The organism is Bradyrhizobium sp. HKCCYLRH2015 (assembly GCF_051168215.1).
Taxonomy (GTDB): domain Bacteria; phylum Pseudomonadota; class Alphaproteobacteria; order Rhizobiales; family Xanthobacteraceae; genus Bradyrhizobium.
This window is the reverse complement of record NZ_JBNPUO010000004.1, coordinates 380,078-392,588: the sequence shown is the minus strand read 5'-3', so window position 1 is coordinate 392,588 and position 12,511 is coordinate 380,078. Positions and strand designations below refer to the sequence as shown.

11 protein-coding genes are annotated in these 12,511 nt (G+C 66.3%); 7 read left to right on the top strand and 4 right to left on the bottom strand.

The genetic code is table 11. The features are described 5' to 3' along the window. Positions 1 to 12 precede the first annotated feature (12 nt). Entirely contained in the window at positions 13 to 651 is a 639-nt protein-coding gene (locus ACQR1H_RS12955) for a DNA-3-methyladenine glycosylase (protein WP_434907631.1), read from the bottom strand. Positions 652 to 783: 132 nt separating this feature from the next. Between ACQR1H_RS12955 and lipA the strand changes: the two genes are divergently transcribed. Together lipA and ACQR1H_RS12945 are read left to right on the top strand one after the other, a co-directional pair. Further along, a complete protein-coding gene (gene lipA, locus ACQR1H_RS12950) occupies positions 784 to 1,743 on the top strand; it encodes a lipoyl synthase (RefSeq protein ID WP_434907630.1) in 960 nt (319 codons plus the stop codon). Positions 1,744 to 1,753: 10 nt separating this feature from the next. Then, the gene (locus tag ACQR1H_RS12945) at positions 1,754 to 2,227 is read left to right on the top strand and encodes a type II toxin-antitoxin system RatA family toxin (RefSeq protein WP_434907629.1); all 474 of its coding nucleotides are present in this window, start codon (positions 1,754 to 1,756) and stop codon (positions 2,225 to 2,227) included. Between the two features lie 338 nt (positions 2,228 to 2,565). Here the strand turns inward: ACQR1H_RS12945 and ACQR1H_RS12940 are convergent, their stop codons facing one another. Further along, positions 2,566 to 3,828, bottom strand: a complete 1,263-nt coding sequence (locus ACQR1H_RS12940) for a methyl-accepting chemotaxis protein (RefSeq protein WP_315799938.1) — start codon at positions 3,826 to 3,828, stop codon at positions 2,566 to 2,568. A gap of 793 nt (positions 3,829 to 4,621) precedes the next feature. On the opposite strand from ACQR1H_RS12940, the gene ACQR1H_RS12935 reads away from it, so the two are divergent. Next, positions 4,622 to 5,179, top strand: a complete 558-nt coding sequence (locus ACQR1H_RS12935) for an HD domain-containing protein (RefSeq protein ID WP_434846847.1) — start codon at positions 4,622 to 4,624, stop codon at positions 5,177 to 5,179. A gap of 247 nt (positions 5,180 to 5,426) precedes the next feature. Continuing rightward, positions 5,427 to 5,774 (top strand): DUF1127 domain-containing protein, encoded by a 348-nt coding sequence (locus tag ACQR1H_RS12930; protein WP_315799940.1) that lies wholly within the window; start codon positions 5,427 to 5,429, stop codon positions 5,772 to 5,774. Positions 5,775 to 6,170: 396 nt separating this feature from the next. On the opposite strand, the gene ACQR1H_RS12925 is transcribed toward ACQR1H_RS12930, so the two are convergent. Both ACQR1H_RS12925 and ACQR1H_RS12920 read right to left on the bottom strand, forming a co-directional pair. Continuing rightward, positions 6,171 to 6,785, bottom strand: a complete 615-nt coding sequence (locus ACQR1H_RS12925) for a CinA family protein (protein ID WP_434907628.1) — start codon at positions 6,783 to 6,785, stop codon at positions 6,171 to 6,173. A 372-nt stretch (positions 6,786 to 7,157) separates the two neighbouring features. Beyond that, on the bottom strand, positions 7,158 to 8,339 hold the full coding sequence (locus tag ACQR1H_RS12920; RefSeq protein WP_434907627.1) for a bifunctional 2-C-methyl-D-erythritol 4-phosphate cytidylyltransferase/2-C-methyl-D-erythritol 2,4-cyclodiphosphate synthase: 1,182 nt from the start codon (positions 8,337 to 8,339) through the stop codon (positions 7,158 to 7,160). Between the two features lie 446 nt (positions 8,340 to 8,785). On the opposite strand from ACQR1H_RS12920, the gene dusB reads away from it, so the two are divergent. Genes dusB through ntrC form a run of 3 tightly spaced genes read left to right on the top strand, consistent with a single transcriptional unit; the run spans position 8,786 to position 12,363 of the window. Beyond that, positions 8,786 to 9,739, top strand: a complete 954-nt coding sequence (gene dusB, locus ACQR1H_RS12915; protein ID WP_315800425.1) for a tRNA dihydrouridine synthase DusB — start codon at positions 8,786 to 8,788, stop codon at positions 9,737 to 9,739. After that, positions 9,736 to 10,911 carry a two-component system sensor histidine kinase NtrB gene (locus ACQR1H_RS12910; RefSeq protein ID WP_315799943.1) on the top strand — a complete coding sequence of 392 codons (1,176 nt, stop codon included), beginning with the start codon at positions 9,736 to 9,738 and terminating at the stop codon, positions 10,909 to 10,911. The genes dusB and ACQR1H_RS12910 overlap by 4 nt, the downstream gene beginning before the upstream one ends. A 9-nt stretch (positions 10,912 to 10,920) precedes the next feature. Beyond that, a complete protein-coding gene (ntrC, locus tag ACQR1H_RS12905; protein WP_315799944.1) occupies positions 10,921 to 12,363 on the top strand; it encodes a nitrogen regulation protein NR(I) in 1,443 nt (480 codons plus the stop codon). Positions 12,364 to 12,511: the final 148 nt, after the last annotated feature.

Genomic DNA, 12,511 nt, shown 5'->3' with positions numbered 1-12,511 from the left:
TCGCTTCGTCGCTTACGTTCCTCGCGATGACGGCGGAAATGGCTTGCTCAGGAACCGCGAGCCCTTCAGGCCGAAACGCCACGGCAGCTCGACGGCCTTGGTGATGCCGATGCGGATGCCGGCGACGACCTCGACATCATCTGGTCGGGCGAACAGCTCGATCGGCGGAGCATCGAGCGGAAGCGCGTTATGCGCGATCGTGATGCCCATCGCTTCCGTCAGCTTGCCCGGCCCCGAGCACAGCATCCTGATATCCTCCAGCCCGCGCCGTCGCTGCATCTCGCCAATCCCCAGCGTCGGCTCCACCGCCCGGATCAGCACCGCGCTGGCCGATCCCTCCGCCTCGCAGACGAAGTTCACACACCAGTGAATGCCGTAGGAGCGGTAGACATAGGCGAAGCCGGGCGGGCCGAACATCACCTGGTTACGCGGCGTCGGGCCCCGGAACGAATGCGCCGCCGGGTCGGTGTGGTGATAGGCCTCGACCTCGACGATGATCCCGCCGACGCCGTCGACCAGGAAGGTCGCCCCGATCAGCTCCGGCGCCACCGCGAGAACATCGCGGGCAAAGAACGCCCGCGTCAGCCGCTTGGCCGCCGCATTGCGCCGCGGCCGGGAAACCCCGGGGGCTTTTGCCGGTTTTTGCGCCATTCTCGAGGAAATCCGACCTGATCCGCGCTGATCCGCGCTGCCCATATCTGCCATGCCCTGGTATCCTCGGCCAGCCGGTTGCGGCGCGCCGCGGCACGGAATAGCTAGGGCGCAACAGAGATTTGGGCTCCCATGGTCACCATCGTCGACACGCTCTCCAACACGCCGCTGCGCCCCCGTCACCCCGAAAAGGTCAATCGGCCGGATTCCGTCTCGCCGGCCAAGCCGGCCTGGATCCGGGTCAAGGCGCCGACCACCCGCGGCTATGCCGACACACGCAACATCGTGCGCGAGAACGGCCTCGTCACCGTCTGCGAGGAGGCCGGCTGCCCGAACATCGGCGAGTGCTGGGACAAGAAGCACGCCACCTTCATGATCATGGGCGACACCTGCACGCGGGCCTGCGCCTTCTGCAACGTCAAGACCGGCATGCCCGCCGCGCTCGACGCCGGCGAGCCCGAGCACGTCGCGGAAGCCACCTTCAAGCTGGGCCTGGCGCATGTGGTCGTCACCTCGGTCGACCGCGACGACCTCGCAGACGGCGGCGCCGCGCATATCGCCGCGACCATCCGCGCCATCCGCGCCAAGTGCCCGACCACCACCATCGAGGTGCTGACGCCCGACTTCCTGCGCAAGGACGGTGCGCTGGAGCAGGTCGTCGCGGCCAAGCCCGACGTCTTCAACCACAATCTCGAGACCGTGCCGTCGCGCTATCTGTCGGTGCGTCCGGGCGCGCGCTACTTCCACTCGATCCGGCTGCTGCAGCGGGTCAAGGAGATCGATCCCACCATCTTCACCAAGTCCGGCATCATGGTCGGCCTCGGCGAGGAGCGCCACGAGGTGCTGCAGGTGATGGACGACCTGCGTTCGGCCGAGGTCGATTTCCTCACCATCGGGCAGTACCTGCAGCCGACCAGGAAGCATCACGCCGTGATGCGCTTCGTCACGCCGGAGGAATTCTCCGGCTATGAGACCGTCGCCTACACCAAGGGTTTCCTGATGGTGTCGGCGAGTCCGCTCACGCGCTCCTCGCACCATGCCGGCGAGGATTTCGCCAAGCTGAAGGCCGCGCGCGACGCGCTCGCGCGCTGATCGAGACCAGATGCCGAGATTTTCCAACAAGCGCCGCGTCGCGCACACGGCTGACCAGATGTTCGACCTCGTCGCCGACGTCGAGCGCTATCCGGAGTTCGTGCCGCTCTGCGAGAAGCTGGTGGTGCGCCAGCGCAACCCGAAGCCTGACGGCACCGAGATCGTCGTCGCCGACATGACGGTGTCGTTCAAGCTGGTCAAGGAGACCTTTACCAGCCGCGTCACGCTCGATCGCGCCAACCGCAAGATCCTGGTCGAATATGTCAGCGGGCCGTTCTCCAGCCTGGAGAACCGCTGGAGCTTCGAGCCGACAGGCGAGGGCGCGTGCGAGGTGACGTTCTTCATCGCCTACGAGTTCAAGAGCCGCATGTTGGCGATGCTGATGGGCTCGATGTTCGACACGATCTTCGCGCGGATGTCGGCGGCGTTCGAGAAGCGCGCCGACGCGATCTACGGGCGGAAGCCCGCGGTGTCGTCGACGTAAAGCTCATCATTGGTGCCCGACTGCCGCCTCATGCTCAGCTGTCGTCCCCGCGAACGCGGGGACCCATAGCCACAGAGGGCCCTGTGGCCGCACGCGCGCCACTCCGATCTCGTTTCACCACATCTGCTGCGGGGTATGGGTCCCGGGTCGGCGCCTCCACGGCGCTCCGCGCCGCTCCGGCTTGCCCGGGACGACAGCGGAGGGCGCGGTTGGCCGCGTGCCTCTCACCGCAGAGACGGCAGCGTGCAAGTTCCTTCCTATCCACGTCTTCAAACAGCTGCTCCGCGACATGGTCGCGGAGCCGTCCTGATCGCCGGCGTCAACTGCTGCGATCGAACCTACGCCGCCTGCACGGCGGTCAAAAAGTCCTTCACCTTGCCGCGCAGCTCGTCCGCATGCTTGGCGAGCTGGCCGGCTGCACCCAGCATCTGCCGCGCGGCGCCGCCGGCCGATTCCACCGTCTGGCTGACCGAGCCGATGTTGGTGGCGACCTCGCGGGTGCCGCTGGCGGCCTGGCTGACCGAGCGGGCGATCTCCTGCGTCGCATGGCCCTGCTGATCGACCGCGGTGGCGATGGTCTTGGCGATCTCGCTGATCTGGCCGATGGTGCCGCCGATGCCCTGGATCGCCGCCACCGTATCGCTGGTGGCGCGCTGCATCGCGCTGATGTGGGCGCTGATCTCGTCGGTCGCTTTCGCGGTCTGGCTCGACAGACTCTTCACCTCCGAGGCGACCACGGCAAAGCCGCGGCCGGCATCGCCGGCGCGGGCGGCCTCGATGGTTGCGTTCAGCGCCAGCAGGTTGGTCTGGCTCGCGATCGCGTTGATCATGTCGGTGACGGCGCCGATCTTGGCCGCAGCGTCCGCCAGGCTGTTGACGAGGTCGTTGGTGCGCGAGGACGCCTCGACGGCCTCGGCGGCGATGGTGGAGGAGGTTGCGACCTGGCGGTTGATCTCGCTGACCGAGGTCGAAAGCTCCTCGGTCGCGCCAGCCACCGACTGCACGTTGGAGGAGGCGGAGTTGGACGCCGATGCCACCAGCGCCACGCGTTGCGCGGCCTGATCCGCGGTCGTGGTCAGCGAGGCCGCCGTGGTCTCGACCTCGCGCGAGGCGCCGGAGATCGCATTGGCGATGGCGCCGACCGAGGTCTCGAAATCCTTGGCGATCCGGTCGAGCGCGCGCTTCTTCTCCTCGCGCGCGGCAATGAGGTCGGAGAGATCGCGGCGGAAGCTGATGACGTAGGTCTGGCCCTCGACCTGGGTCGGCACCAGCGTGATCTGCACCAGCGCCGGGCTGCCGTCGGCGCGCTTGGTGGTCCACTCGAACGTCGCGTGGCCCTCGCGCCTCGCCTTGGCATCCATCTCCTTCACGACGTCGGCGGAGCGCTTGCCACTGGGCTGAAACTCCGGCGCCATGGTCGCCGGCGAACGCGACAGCAGGTCCTGCTTGCTGCGGAAGCCGCCGAAGCGGACCGCGGTCTCGTTGCAGGCGATGATCTTGCCGTCGGACATCACCAGGATGGCGTCGCGATGGCGTTCGAACAGCTCCGTCATCAGGAGGTTATGCGTGCGATCAGCCGACTTGCCGGAGAAGAAAGCCATGGGGTCCCGAATCCACTGTCAGAGAAGAATGCGCGAGACGTAGCAGGACAAAATTAACCAAAACCTTTAGGCCGTGGCGGCGCGTGCGATAATCGTCGGCGATCCGGATGATGGGGACGGCATCGAGCGGACAGGCAGCCGCATCCTCCGCGGCGCGATCGCGCCCGGGCTGTGCCTGTCGATGGACCCTCTGAAATCACGAGGGCGCAGGGAATGCCGGGAGCTCGCCGCCCCCATGGCCCGCCTGCGGAAAAAAATGCAGGCGGCAGGTACCACAGGTGCAGCCGAGACATCCCGGCATTCCCCGCGCGACGGTCTTCACGCTTATACGCAGTCTCCCCGGGGACCGGCTGTCTTGCCCCCGTGACCGGCGGGTCATCATCACCACCGGCGTGACACCAGCTTCGGGGTGTCAGGACGCTGCGACTTCACGTCCGCCCACTGCCGTTCGTCCGCACGTCCAAAGACGCGCTGCGGCAACCAGCGGCCATCGCCTCCCCACCTCGCGTGTCGTGACGATCGCGATACGCCCCTCGTGTCGAGGCGGGATGAGGGGAAGGAAACATGGATTCTGGAAAATCGAAAGCGGAATATTTTCGCGGGAAGGACTGGACAGTGAGTCGGACATTGAAAGCACTCGGGAAATTCGTCGCGTGGCGCACGGGGTGGAATGCGATTTCGGCGGCTGGAAGGATTCAGCACCCGGCCGGGCACAGACCGCGAGAGGGCTGATTTGCCCGACGGGTCGGCTATCGTGATGCTCAAGCGACAATCTGAAGAGGAAAGCAGGCTGATGTCACTCTCTCATCTCTATGACGACGCGCTGGTCTATGCGGCGAAGTTGCACCGGACCCAATTGCGCAAGGGCAGCATGGTGCCCTACATCGCGCACTTGCTCAGCGTCTCCAGCCGCGTGCTGTCGGCGGGCGGCAGCGAGGTGCAGGCCATCGCCGGCCTGCTGCACGACGCCGCCGAGGATCAGGGCGGACAGGCCACGCTGGACGAGATCCGGCGGCGATTCGGTGATGGCGTCGCAGAGATCGTCGCGGACTGCACGGATTCCTGGGTCGATCCGAAGCCCGCATGGCGCCCGCGGAAGGAAGCCTATCTCGCCAAGCTGCCGCTCAAGCCGGCGTCATCGCTGCTGGTGTCGCTCGCCGACAAGGTCGACAATGCCGAGGCGATCGCGCGCGATCTTGATGAGGTCGGCGACGCGGTGTGGCAGCGCTTCACCGGCGGAAAGGATGGGACGATCTGGTACTACCGCACGCTGAGCAGCATCTTCGATCAGGCGTTGCCGGGATCGTTGGCGCGGCAGCTAGCGCAGACGGTGGGCGCTTTTCCGTCCTGACACTTTGGACAGCGCGGGCGCTGATCTTTCACCGGATTGGCAGATGACAACTTCAGATCTATCAGCTATAGACCAGCCATGATCACCGTCGCCACCCATCGTTTTGGTCGTTGGACGCACCGTAGCTTGCGGGCGGCGGGAGGATCACGCGCAATCTGATGATGTGCAGTCTTTGATCCGAACAGCCGCCAGGAACCTGGCGGCTTTTTTATTGCCGGCAGGTTCTTTCTTTTCAAGGGAGCCCGCCATGCCGAGCACGACCGACGAGCAGAGTGTCAGCGCCATCGGGACGCGTGGATTGCGTGGTGTCGCGCATGCGCCGCGGATCTTCGAGCGCGGTCGCGATCACGCCGCGCGACTTCCTGCTTCGCCGAATCTTGGGGCCAACGTCTACTACTTGCCGCAACCGATTGTCGGTCACGGCAGCTCTGGGCCCGTGCCAAAATCGGTGCTTCGGCTCTGGTTGGCGCGCTTGCGCGAGCGCCGCCGCTTCGCCAGGGAGCTCCCCTGGCTCGCCGATGAAGTGCTGGAGGACTACGGCATGACACGCGATGAAGCGCGGCGGCTGTGCCGACGGCCGTTCTGGCGTGCATGAGCATTGCTGGCTGAACTGTCACCGCGAGTTTCAAGCACCGGTGTCGCCCCGGGCAAGCCGGAGCGGCGCAGAGCGCCGCGCAGGCGCCGACCCGGGATTCACGCCGCGGCGGATGTGGTGGGACGAGATCCACGGACGTTCCGCTACACGACATCCTGTGGTTATGGATCCCCGCTTTCGCGGGGATGACGACCGAGGCAAAGGCGGCAGCGTCGTCTCCATCTCGCGAGGGCAGGCAAGCGGGCCGTTGATGTTTGTCGGGCGCAGGGCAGGTCAGGTGTGCGTCATTTGCGAGGGGCCGTTGCGCCAAAGCAATCTCGATGTTGTGGAGATACACTGGATCGCGTCGCTGCGCTCGCGATGACGGCGCAGCGGGAGCGGGCGCACTATGTCCAACTAAGTCCGCGGCCGCCTCGGCGGACGCTTCACCGGATGCAGCCGCGGCGCCCGAGCCACGCGCGGTCTCAGACGCGTCGCGGCCGCGCGTTTCGGCTTGGCGGGGACCTGCGGTCTTGCCAGTTCCATCAACATCCGCAGCGCCTCGATCACCGAACGTGTCCGGACGGTGCTGCGGCCGATGGCACCGAAGCGGTGCTCGCGGTGGGTGATGCGGCCGTCGCGGGCTGCGACGGCGAAATGGACCAGGCCCACCGGCTTGCCGGGGGTGGCGCCGCCGGGGCCGGCGATGCCGGTGATGGCGACGGCGAGATCGACGTCGGCGCGCTCCAGGGCGCCGACGGCCATCTGGATCGCGGTCTCCTTGGAGACGGCGCCGAAGGTCTGCAAGGTCGAGGCCTCGACGCCGAGCATCGCGCGCTTGGCCTCGTTGGAATAGGTGACGAAGCCGCGGTCGATGACGTCGGAGGAGCCGGGGATGTCGGTGAGCGCGGCGGCGACCAGGCCGCCGGTGCAGGACTCGGCGGTCGCGATCATCAGCTTGCGCGACCGGCAGAGGTCGAGCAGCGAGCGGGCCAGCGCGCTGGTGGAGCCGATTTGACGTTCGCTCGCCATGTCCCCGCTCGTCCTCGATACCCTGAGAGCAGCATCAGCATCTACGTCCAAGTCCGCATAACGTTCGATGATCTCGAAGCGTTCTCGGCGGGCTCGATTTACCTCGCCTGCCAGCGCGAAGCGAAACTTCGCTCGAGCGGGGAGAGGTCGGATTGCATCGCAAGATGCAATCCGGGTGAGAGGGTGCAGGTCTATCCGCACACACTTCCCGTGCGGCTGCCCCTCACCCCAACCCTCTCCCCGCAAGAACGGGGCGAGGGGCGCACCGCGGTCGCGGTGATAGCTCGACTCAAACTCGGATTGGATCAATCTCGTAGGCTAATGTCGGTAGCGGGTTTCTACCACCTGGTCAGATCAATCCAGTCCTACTCGTTACACACCCCACGGCAACCGGATCGTCGCGCTTGCGGTGGCCGCGATGCCTTCCTCGCGGCCGGTGAAGCCGAGGCGCTCGCTCGTCGTGGCCTTCACTGCGATGCGCGAGATGTCGACTCCGGAGATCTCGGCGATGCGGGCGCGCATCTGGTCGCGCAGCGGGCCGATCTTCGGCCGCTCGCAGATCATCGTCACTTCGAGATTGGCGATGCGGCCGCCGCGCGCGGTGACGCGCTCGATGGCGTATTTGAGGAACTGGTCGGAGGAGGCGCCCTTCCACTTCATGTCCGAGGGCGGGAAGTGCGAGCCGATGTCGCCATCGGCCAGGGCGCCCAAAATTGCATCAACCAAAGCGTGCAAACCGACGTCGCCGTCGGAGTGGGCCAGGAAGCCCTTGCTATGCGGCACACGCAGGCCGCACAGCCAGACATGGTCGCCTTCGCCGAAGGCGTGCACGTCGTAGCCGGTGCCGGTCCGGATGTCGCCGAGCTGCGCGGCAAGGCGCGCTTCCTCGCGCACGAAATCTTCCGGTGTGGTGAGCTTCATGTTGGCAACATCGCCCTCAAAGGTCGCGACGGTCAATCCCGCCCATTCCGCAATCGCCGCATCATCTGTGAACTCGGTGAGGCCCTCGCGCGCGGCGCGGCGATGCGCCTCGAGGATCGTCTCGAACTTGAAGGTCTGTGGCGTCTGTGCGATGCGCAGCTTCGCGCGCTCCGGCGTCGCGGTGATGTCGCCGCCCGTTCCGACCTCCTTGATGGTGTCGGTCACCGGCACGACGGGAATCGCCGCACCGGTCTTGCCGGCCGCGACAATCGCGCGCGAGATCACGGCCGGCGTGACGAACGGACGCGCGGCATCGTGGATCAGCACGATGTCGGGCTTGTGCGGCGCCAGCGCTTCCAGGCCTGCCAGCACCGAGGCCTGGCGCGTTGCGCCGCCATGTGCGGGGACCTCGTGGCGCAGGCCTGATACGGCAGCATTGAAGATGTCGATGTCATCGGGATTCACCACCGGCTGGACCACCGCCACCTCGGGATGATCGGCGAAGGCGGCGAGCGCGCGATGGATGACGGTACGGCCGCCGATCGTGCGGTATTGCTTCGGACCACCGGCGCCGGCGCGCAGGCCGCGTCCGGCCGCGACGAGGATGGCTGCAGTCCGCTGAGAAGTCGTCATGGGAACAGGATATCGATGCTGATGAAAGACGAGGGTGAGGAGATTTGTCGGCTTCTTACATCTGCAGAGGATGTTAAGCGAGCAGGATCACACATGACTCGAGCTGCGACTGCGACCGCGACGCGTTCGTAAGGCGCGGCACTTGCGAAGGCCGATCCGCTGCTGCGAACCGCCGTGGAGCCATGCAAAAATCCGGCGGCTCAAGGGTTTACCATGACTGCCGAACAAGCATATTTTGCTGCACTGCACTTGAAATGCTGATTGTCTTGGCTAAAGTGTAGGCATGACGCTTGACTGCCCAAGATTTGTGCTTGAGAGTGCAGCGCAGACGCAATGATGCGTCCGAAGAGCTTTAAGAGTCGTTCGTGACCGGTCCGGCCCAACCACCAGCCAAAGCCTTGAAGATAGGCGGCGTTTCGCTCGCCAACCGGGCCATCCTCGCGCCGATGTCGGGGATCACCGATGCGCCGTTCCGCCGACTCGCGGCCGAGCTCGGCGCCGGTCTGGTGGTGTCCGAGATGACCGCGAGCGACGATCTCGTGCGCGGGCGGTGGATATCCCGGTTGCGCTGCGAGGCCAGCGGCATCGGGCCACATGTCGTGCAGCTCGCCGGTTGTGAGGCGCATTGGATGGCGGAGGGCGCCAGGGTGGCCGAGGACGGCGGCGCCGATATCATCGACATCAACATGGGTTGCCCAGCGCGGCATGTCACCGGCGGCCAGTCCGGCTCGGCCCTGATGCGCGATCTCGATCATGCGCTGACCTTGATCGAGGCGACGGTCGAGGCCGTCGATGTGCCCGTGACCCTGAAGATGCGGCTCGGCTGGGACGAGCGCAGCCTGAATGCGCCGGAGCTCGCGCGCCGCGCGCAAGCCGCTGGCGTGCAGCTGATCACGGTGCACGGCCGCACCCGGCAGCAGTTCTACAAGGGCGAGGCCGACTGGAGCGCGGTGCGCGCGGTGAAGGACGCCGTCGATCTGCCGGTCGTCGTCAACGGCGACATCACCACCTACGAAGACGCGCGCGAGGCGCTCGACGCCTCCGGCGCGGATGCCGTGATGATCGGGCGCGGCGCGCAAGGCGCCCCCTGGCTGCCCGGTCAGATCGGCCGCCAGCTCAATGGCGGGGCGGAGGAGGGCGCGCCGGAGCTGGCGCAGCAGCTCGCACTGCTCACGGCGCTCTATGACGAGATCTGCCGCCATTACGGCGAGCGTGTCGGCCTGCGCCACGCCCGCAAGCATCTCAGCTGGGGGCTCGACGTCGCCGCCGAGCACGCCCGCGCGCCGGCCGAAAAACTGAAGGCCTGGCGCGACCGTATCCTCACGTCCGAGCAGCCGTCTTTGGTGCATCGGGCGCTGCGTGACGCTTTCGACGATTTTGCCTGGAGTGCAGCCGCATGAGCTCAGCCGCAGAACAGCGCAAGCGACTTCCGTCGGATGGCGACGCCATCCTCAACGCCTTGCCCAATCCGGTTCTCGTCATCGGCCCGGACGGCATGATCATGGACGCCAACATGGCGGCGGAATCGTTCTTCGATTCCTCGACGCAGTTTTTGCAGCGGCAGTCGCTGAAGAAGCTGGTGCCGTTTGGCAGCCCGCTCCTGGCGCTGATCGACCAGGTCCGCACGACGAGCGCGCCGGTCAACGAATACAAGGTCGATCTGGGCACGCCGCGCACCGGCGCCGATCGTCTCGTCGACCTGCACGTCGCGCCGCTGCCGGAGCGGCCCGGCCATATCGTCGTCATGCTGCAGGAGCGCACCATCGCCGACAAGATGGACCGCCAGCTCACCCACCGCAGCGCCGCGCGCTCGGTGATCGCGCTGGCCGCGATGCTGGCGCACGAGATCAAGAATCCGCTGTCGGGCATCCGTGGCGCGGCGCAGCTCCTGGAGCAGCAGGCCTCCTCGGAGGACCGCATGCTGACCCGGCTGATCTGCGACGAGGCCGACCGCATCGTCACTTTGGTCGACCGCATGGAGGTGTTCGGCGACGACCGCCCGGTGGCGCGCGGGCCGGTGAACATCCACTCCGTGCTCGACCACGTGAAGCGGCTGGCGCAATCCGGCTTTGCCCGCAACATCCGCTTCGTCGAGGATTACGATCCGTCGCTGCCGCCGGTGCTCGCCAACCAGGACCAGTTGATCCAGGTGTTTCTCAACCTGGTCAAGAATGCCGCCGAAGCGGTCGTCGACCTCGGCTCGGATGCGGAGATCCAGCTCACCACCGCGTTCCGCCCGGGCGTGCGACTGTCGGTGCCCGGCAAGAAGTCGCGGGTGTCGCTGCCGCTGGAGTTCTGCGTCAGGGACAACGGCCCCGGCGTGCCGGAAGACCTGATGCCCAACCTGTTCGATCCGTTCGTGACCACCAAGCCGACCGGAAGCGGCCTCGGACTTGCATTGGTCGCGAAGATCGTCGGCGACCATGGCGGGATCATCGAGTGCGAGTCGCAGCCGCGCAAGACGACCTTCCGGGTGCTGATGCCGATGTACAGCGCAACCAAACAACCAGACCAAAGCAATCGCGATGACGTTTCGGGGACGCCGTTGCATGCCTCACAGGGATCAAATTGAGGACCACCTATGCCTGCAGGTAGCATTCTCGTTGCCGATGACGATACGGCCATCCGCACGGTCCTGAACCAGGCGCTGTCACGCGCCGGCTATGAGGTGCGGCTGACCGGCAATGCCGCCACCTTGTGGCGCTGGGTGAGCCAGGGCGAGGGCGATCTCGTCATCACCGACGTGGTGATGCCCGATGAGAACGCGTTCGACCTGCTGCCGCGCATCAAGAAGATGCGGCCGAACCTGCCGGTCATCGTGATGAGCGCGCAGAACACCTTCATGACCGCGATCAAGGCCTCGGAGCGCGGCGCCTATGAGTATCTGCCGAAGCCGTTCGACCTGAAGGAGCTGATCGCGATCGTCGGCCGCGCCCTGGCCGAGCCGAAGGAGCGGGCGGCGAGCCAGCCCGACGATGGCGAGTTCGAATCGATCCCGCTGGTCGGCCGCTCGCCGGCAATGCAGGACATCTACCGCGTGCTGGCGCGGCTGATGCAGACCGATCTGACCGTGATGATCTCTGGCGAGAGCGGCACCGGCAAGGAGCTGGTGGCGCGCGCGCTGCACGACTACGGCAAGCGCCGCAACGGCCCGTTCGTGGCGGTCAACATGGCGGCGATCCCGCGCGACCTCATCGAGTCCGAGTTGTTCGGCCATGAGCGCGGCGCCTTCACCGGCGCCAACACCCGCGCCTCCGGCCGCTTCGAGCAGGCCGAGGGCGGCACCTTGTTCCTCGACGAAATCGGCGACATGCCGATGGAGGCCCAGACGCGGCTTTTGCGCGTGCTGCAGCAGGGCGAGTACACCACCGTCGGCGGCCGCACCCCGATCAAGACCGACGTGCGCATCGTCGCGGCCTCCAACAAGGATCTGCGCATCCTGATCCAGCAGGGGCTGTTCCGGGAAGACCTGTTCTTCCGCCTCAACGTCGTGCCGCTGCGGCTGCCGCCATTGCGCGAGCGCATTGAGGACCTGCCGGATCTGGTCCGGCACTTCTTCGCGCTGGCTGAGAAGGACGGGCTGCCGCCGAAGAAGCTCGATGCCGCCGCGTTGGAGCGGCTCAAGCAGCACCGCTGGCCGGGCAACGTCCGCGAGCTGGAGAACCTCGCGCGGCGCCTGGCGGCGCTGTATCCGCAGGACGTCATCACCGCCTCGGTCATCGACGGCGAGCTGGCCCCGCCCGCGGTGACCACCGGCTCCAACGCGCCGACCTCGATCGACAATCTGGGTGGTGCCGTGGAGGCCTATCTGTCCTCGCACTTCCAGGGCTTTCCGAACGGCGTGCCGCCGCCGGGCCTCTATCACCGCATTCTCAAGGAGATCGAGATTCCGCTGCTGACGGCAGCGCTCGCAGCGACGCGCGGCAACCAGATCCGCGCCGCCGATCTGCTCGGTCTCAACCGCAACACGCTGCGGAAGAAGATTCGCGACCTCGACATCCAAGTGTACCGCAGCGGCGGGTGACGGTGATTTGATACCTTCGCGGCTGGCTCAAGCCCGCCTCAGGTGAGAATTATTGTAGACAAATCCGCGTCGCGCTTCCGCGCCGCGGATTTGTCGCAATTTGGCAACAGCGTGGTAGGAATGCATCAGTCCGATTCCCGGACGTGCC

What these genes read in the sequence shown, in the direction of transcription:
- ACQR1H_RS12955 (WP_434907631.1), bottom strand. Translation starts at nt 651, where the DNA reads ATGGCGCAAAAACCGGCAAAAGCCCCCGGGGTTTCCCGGCCGCGGCGC.
- lipA (WP_434907630.1), top strand. Translation starts at nt 784, where the DNA reads ATGGTCACCATCGTCGACACGCTCTCCAACACGCCGCTGCGCCCCCGT.
- ACQR1H_RS12945 (WP_434907629.1), top strand. Translation starts at nt 1,754, where the DNA reads ATGCCGAGATTTTCCAACAAGCGCCGCGTCGCGCACACGGCTGACCAG.
- ACQR1H_RS12940 (WP_315799938.1), bottom strand. Translation starts at nt 3,828, where the DNA reads ATGGCTTTCTTCTCCGGCAAGTCGGCTGATCGCACGCATAACCTCCTG.
- ACQR1H_RS12935 (WP_434846847.1), top strand. Translation starts at nt 4,622, where the DNA reads ATGTCACTCTCTCATCTCTATGACGACGCGCTGGTCTATGCGGCGAAG.
- ACQR1H_RS12930 (WP_315799940.1), top strand. Translation starts at nt 5,427, where the DNA reads ATGCCGAGCACGACCGACGAGCAGAGTGTCAGCGCCATCGGGACGCGT.
- ACQR1H_RS12925 (WP_434907628.1), bottom strand. Translation starts at nt 6,785, where the DNA reads ATGGCGAGCGAACGTCAAATCGGCTCCACCAGCGCGCTGGCCCGCTCG.
- ACQR1H_RS12920 (WP_434907627.1), bottom strand. Translation starts at nt 8,339, where the DNA reads ATGACGACTTCTCAGCGGACTGCAGCCATCCTCGTCGCGGCCGGACGC.
- dusB (WP_315800425.1), top strand. Translation starts at nt 8,786, where the DNA reads ATGTCGGGGATCACCGATGCGCCGTTCCGCCGACTCGCGGCCGAGCTC.
- ACQR1H_RS12910 (WP_315799943.1), top strand. Translation starts at nt 9,736, where the DNA reads ATGAGCTCAGCCGCAGAACAGCGCAAGCGACTTCCGTCGGATGGCGAC.
- ntrC (WP_315799944.1), top strand. Translation starts at nt 10,921, where the DNA reads ATGCCTGCAGGTAGCATTCTCGTTGCCGATGACGATACGGCCATCCGC.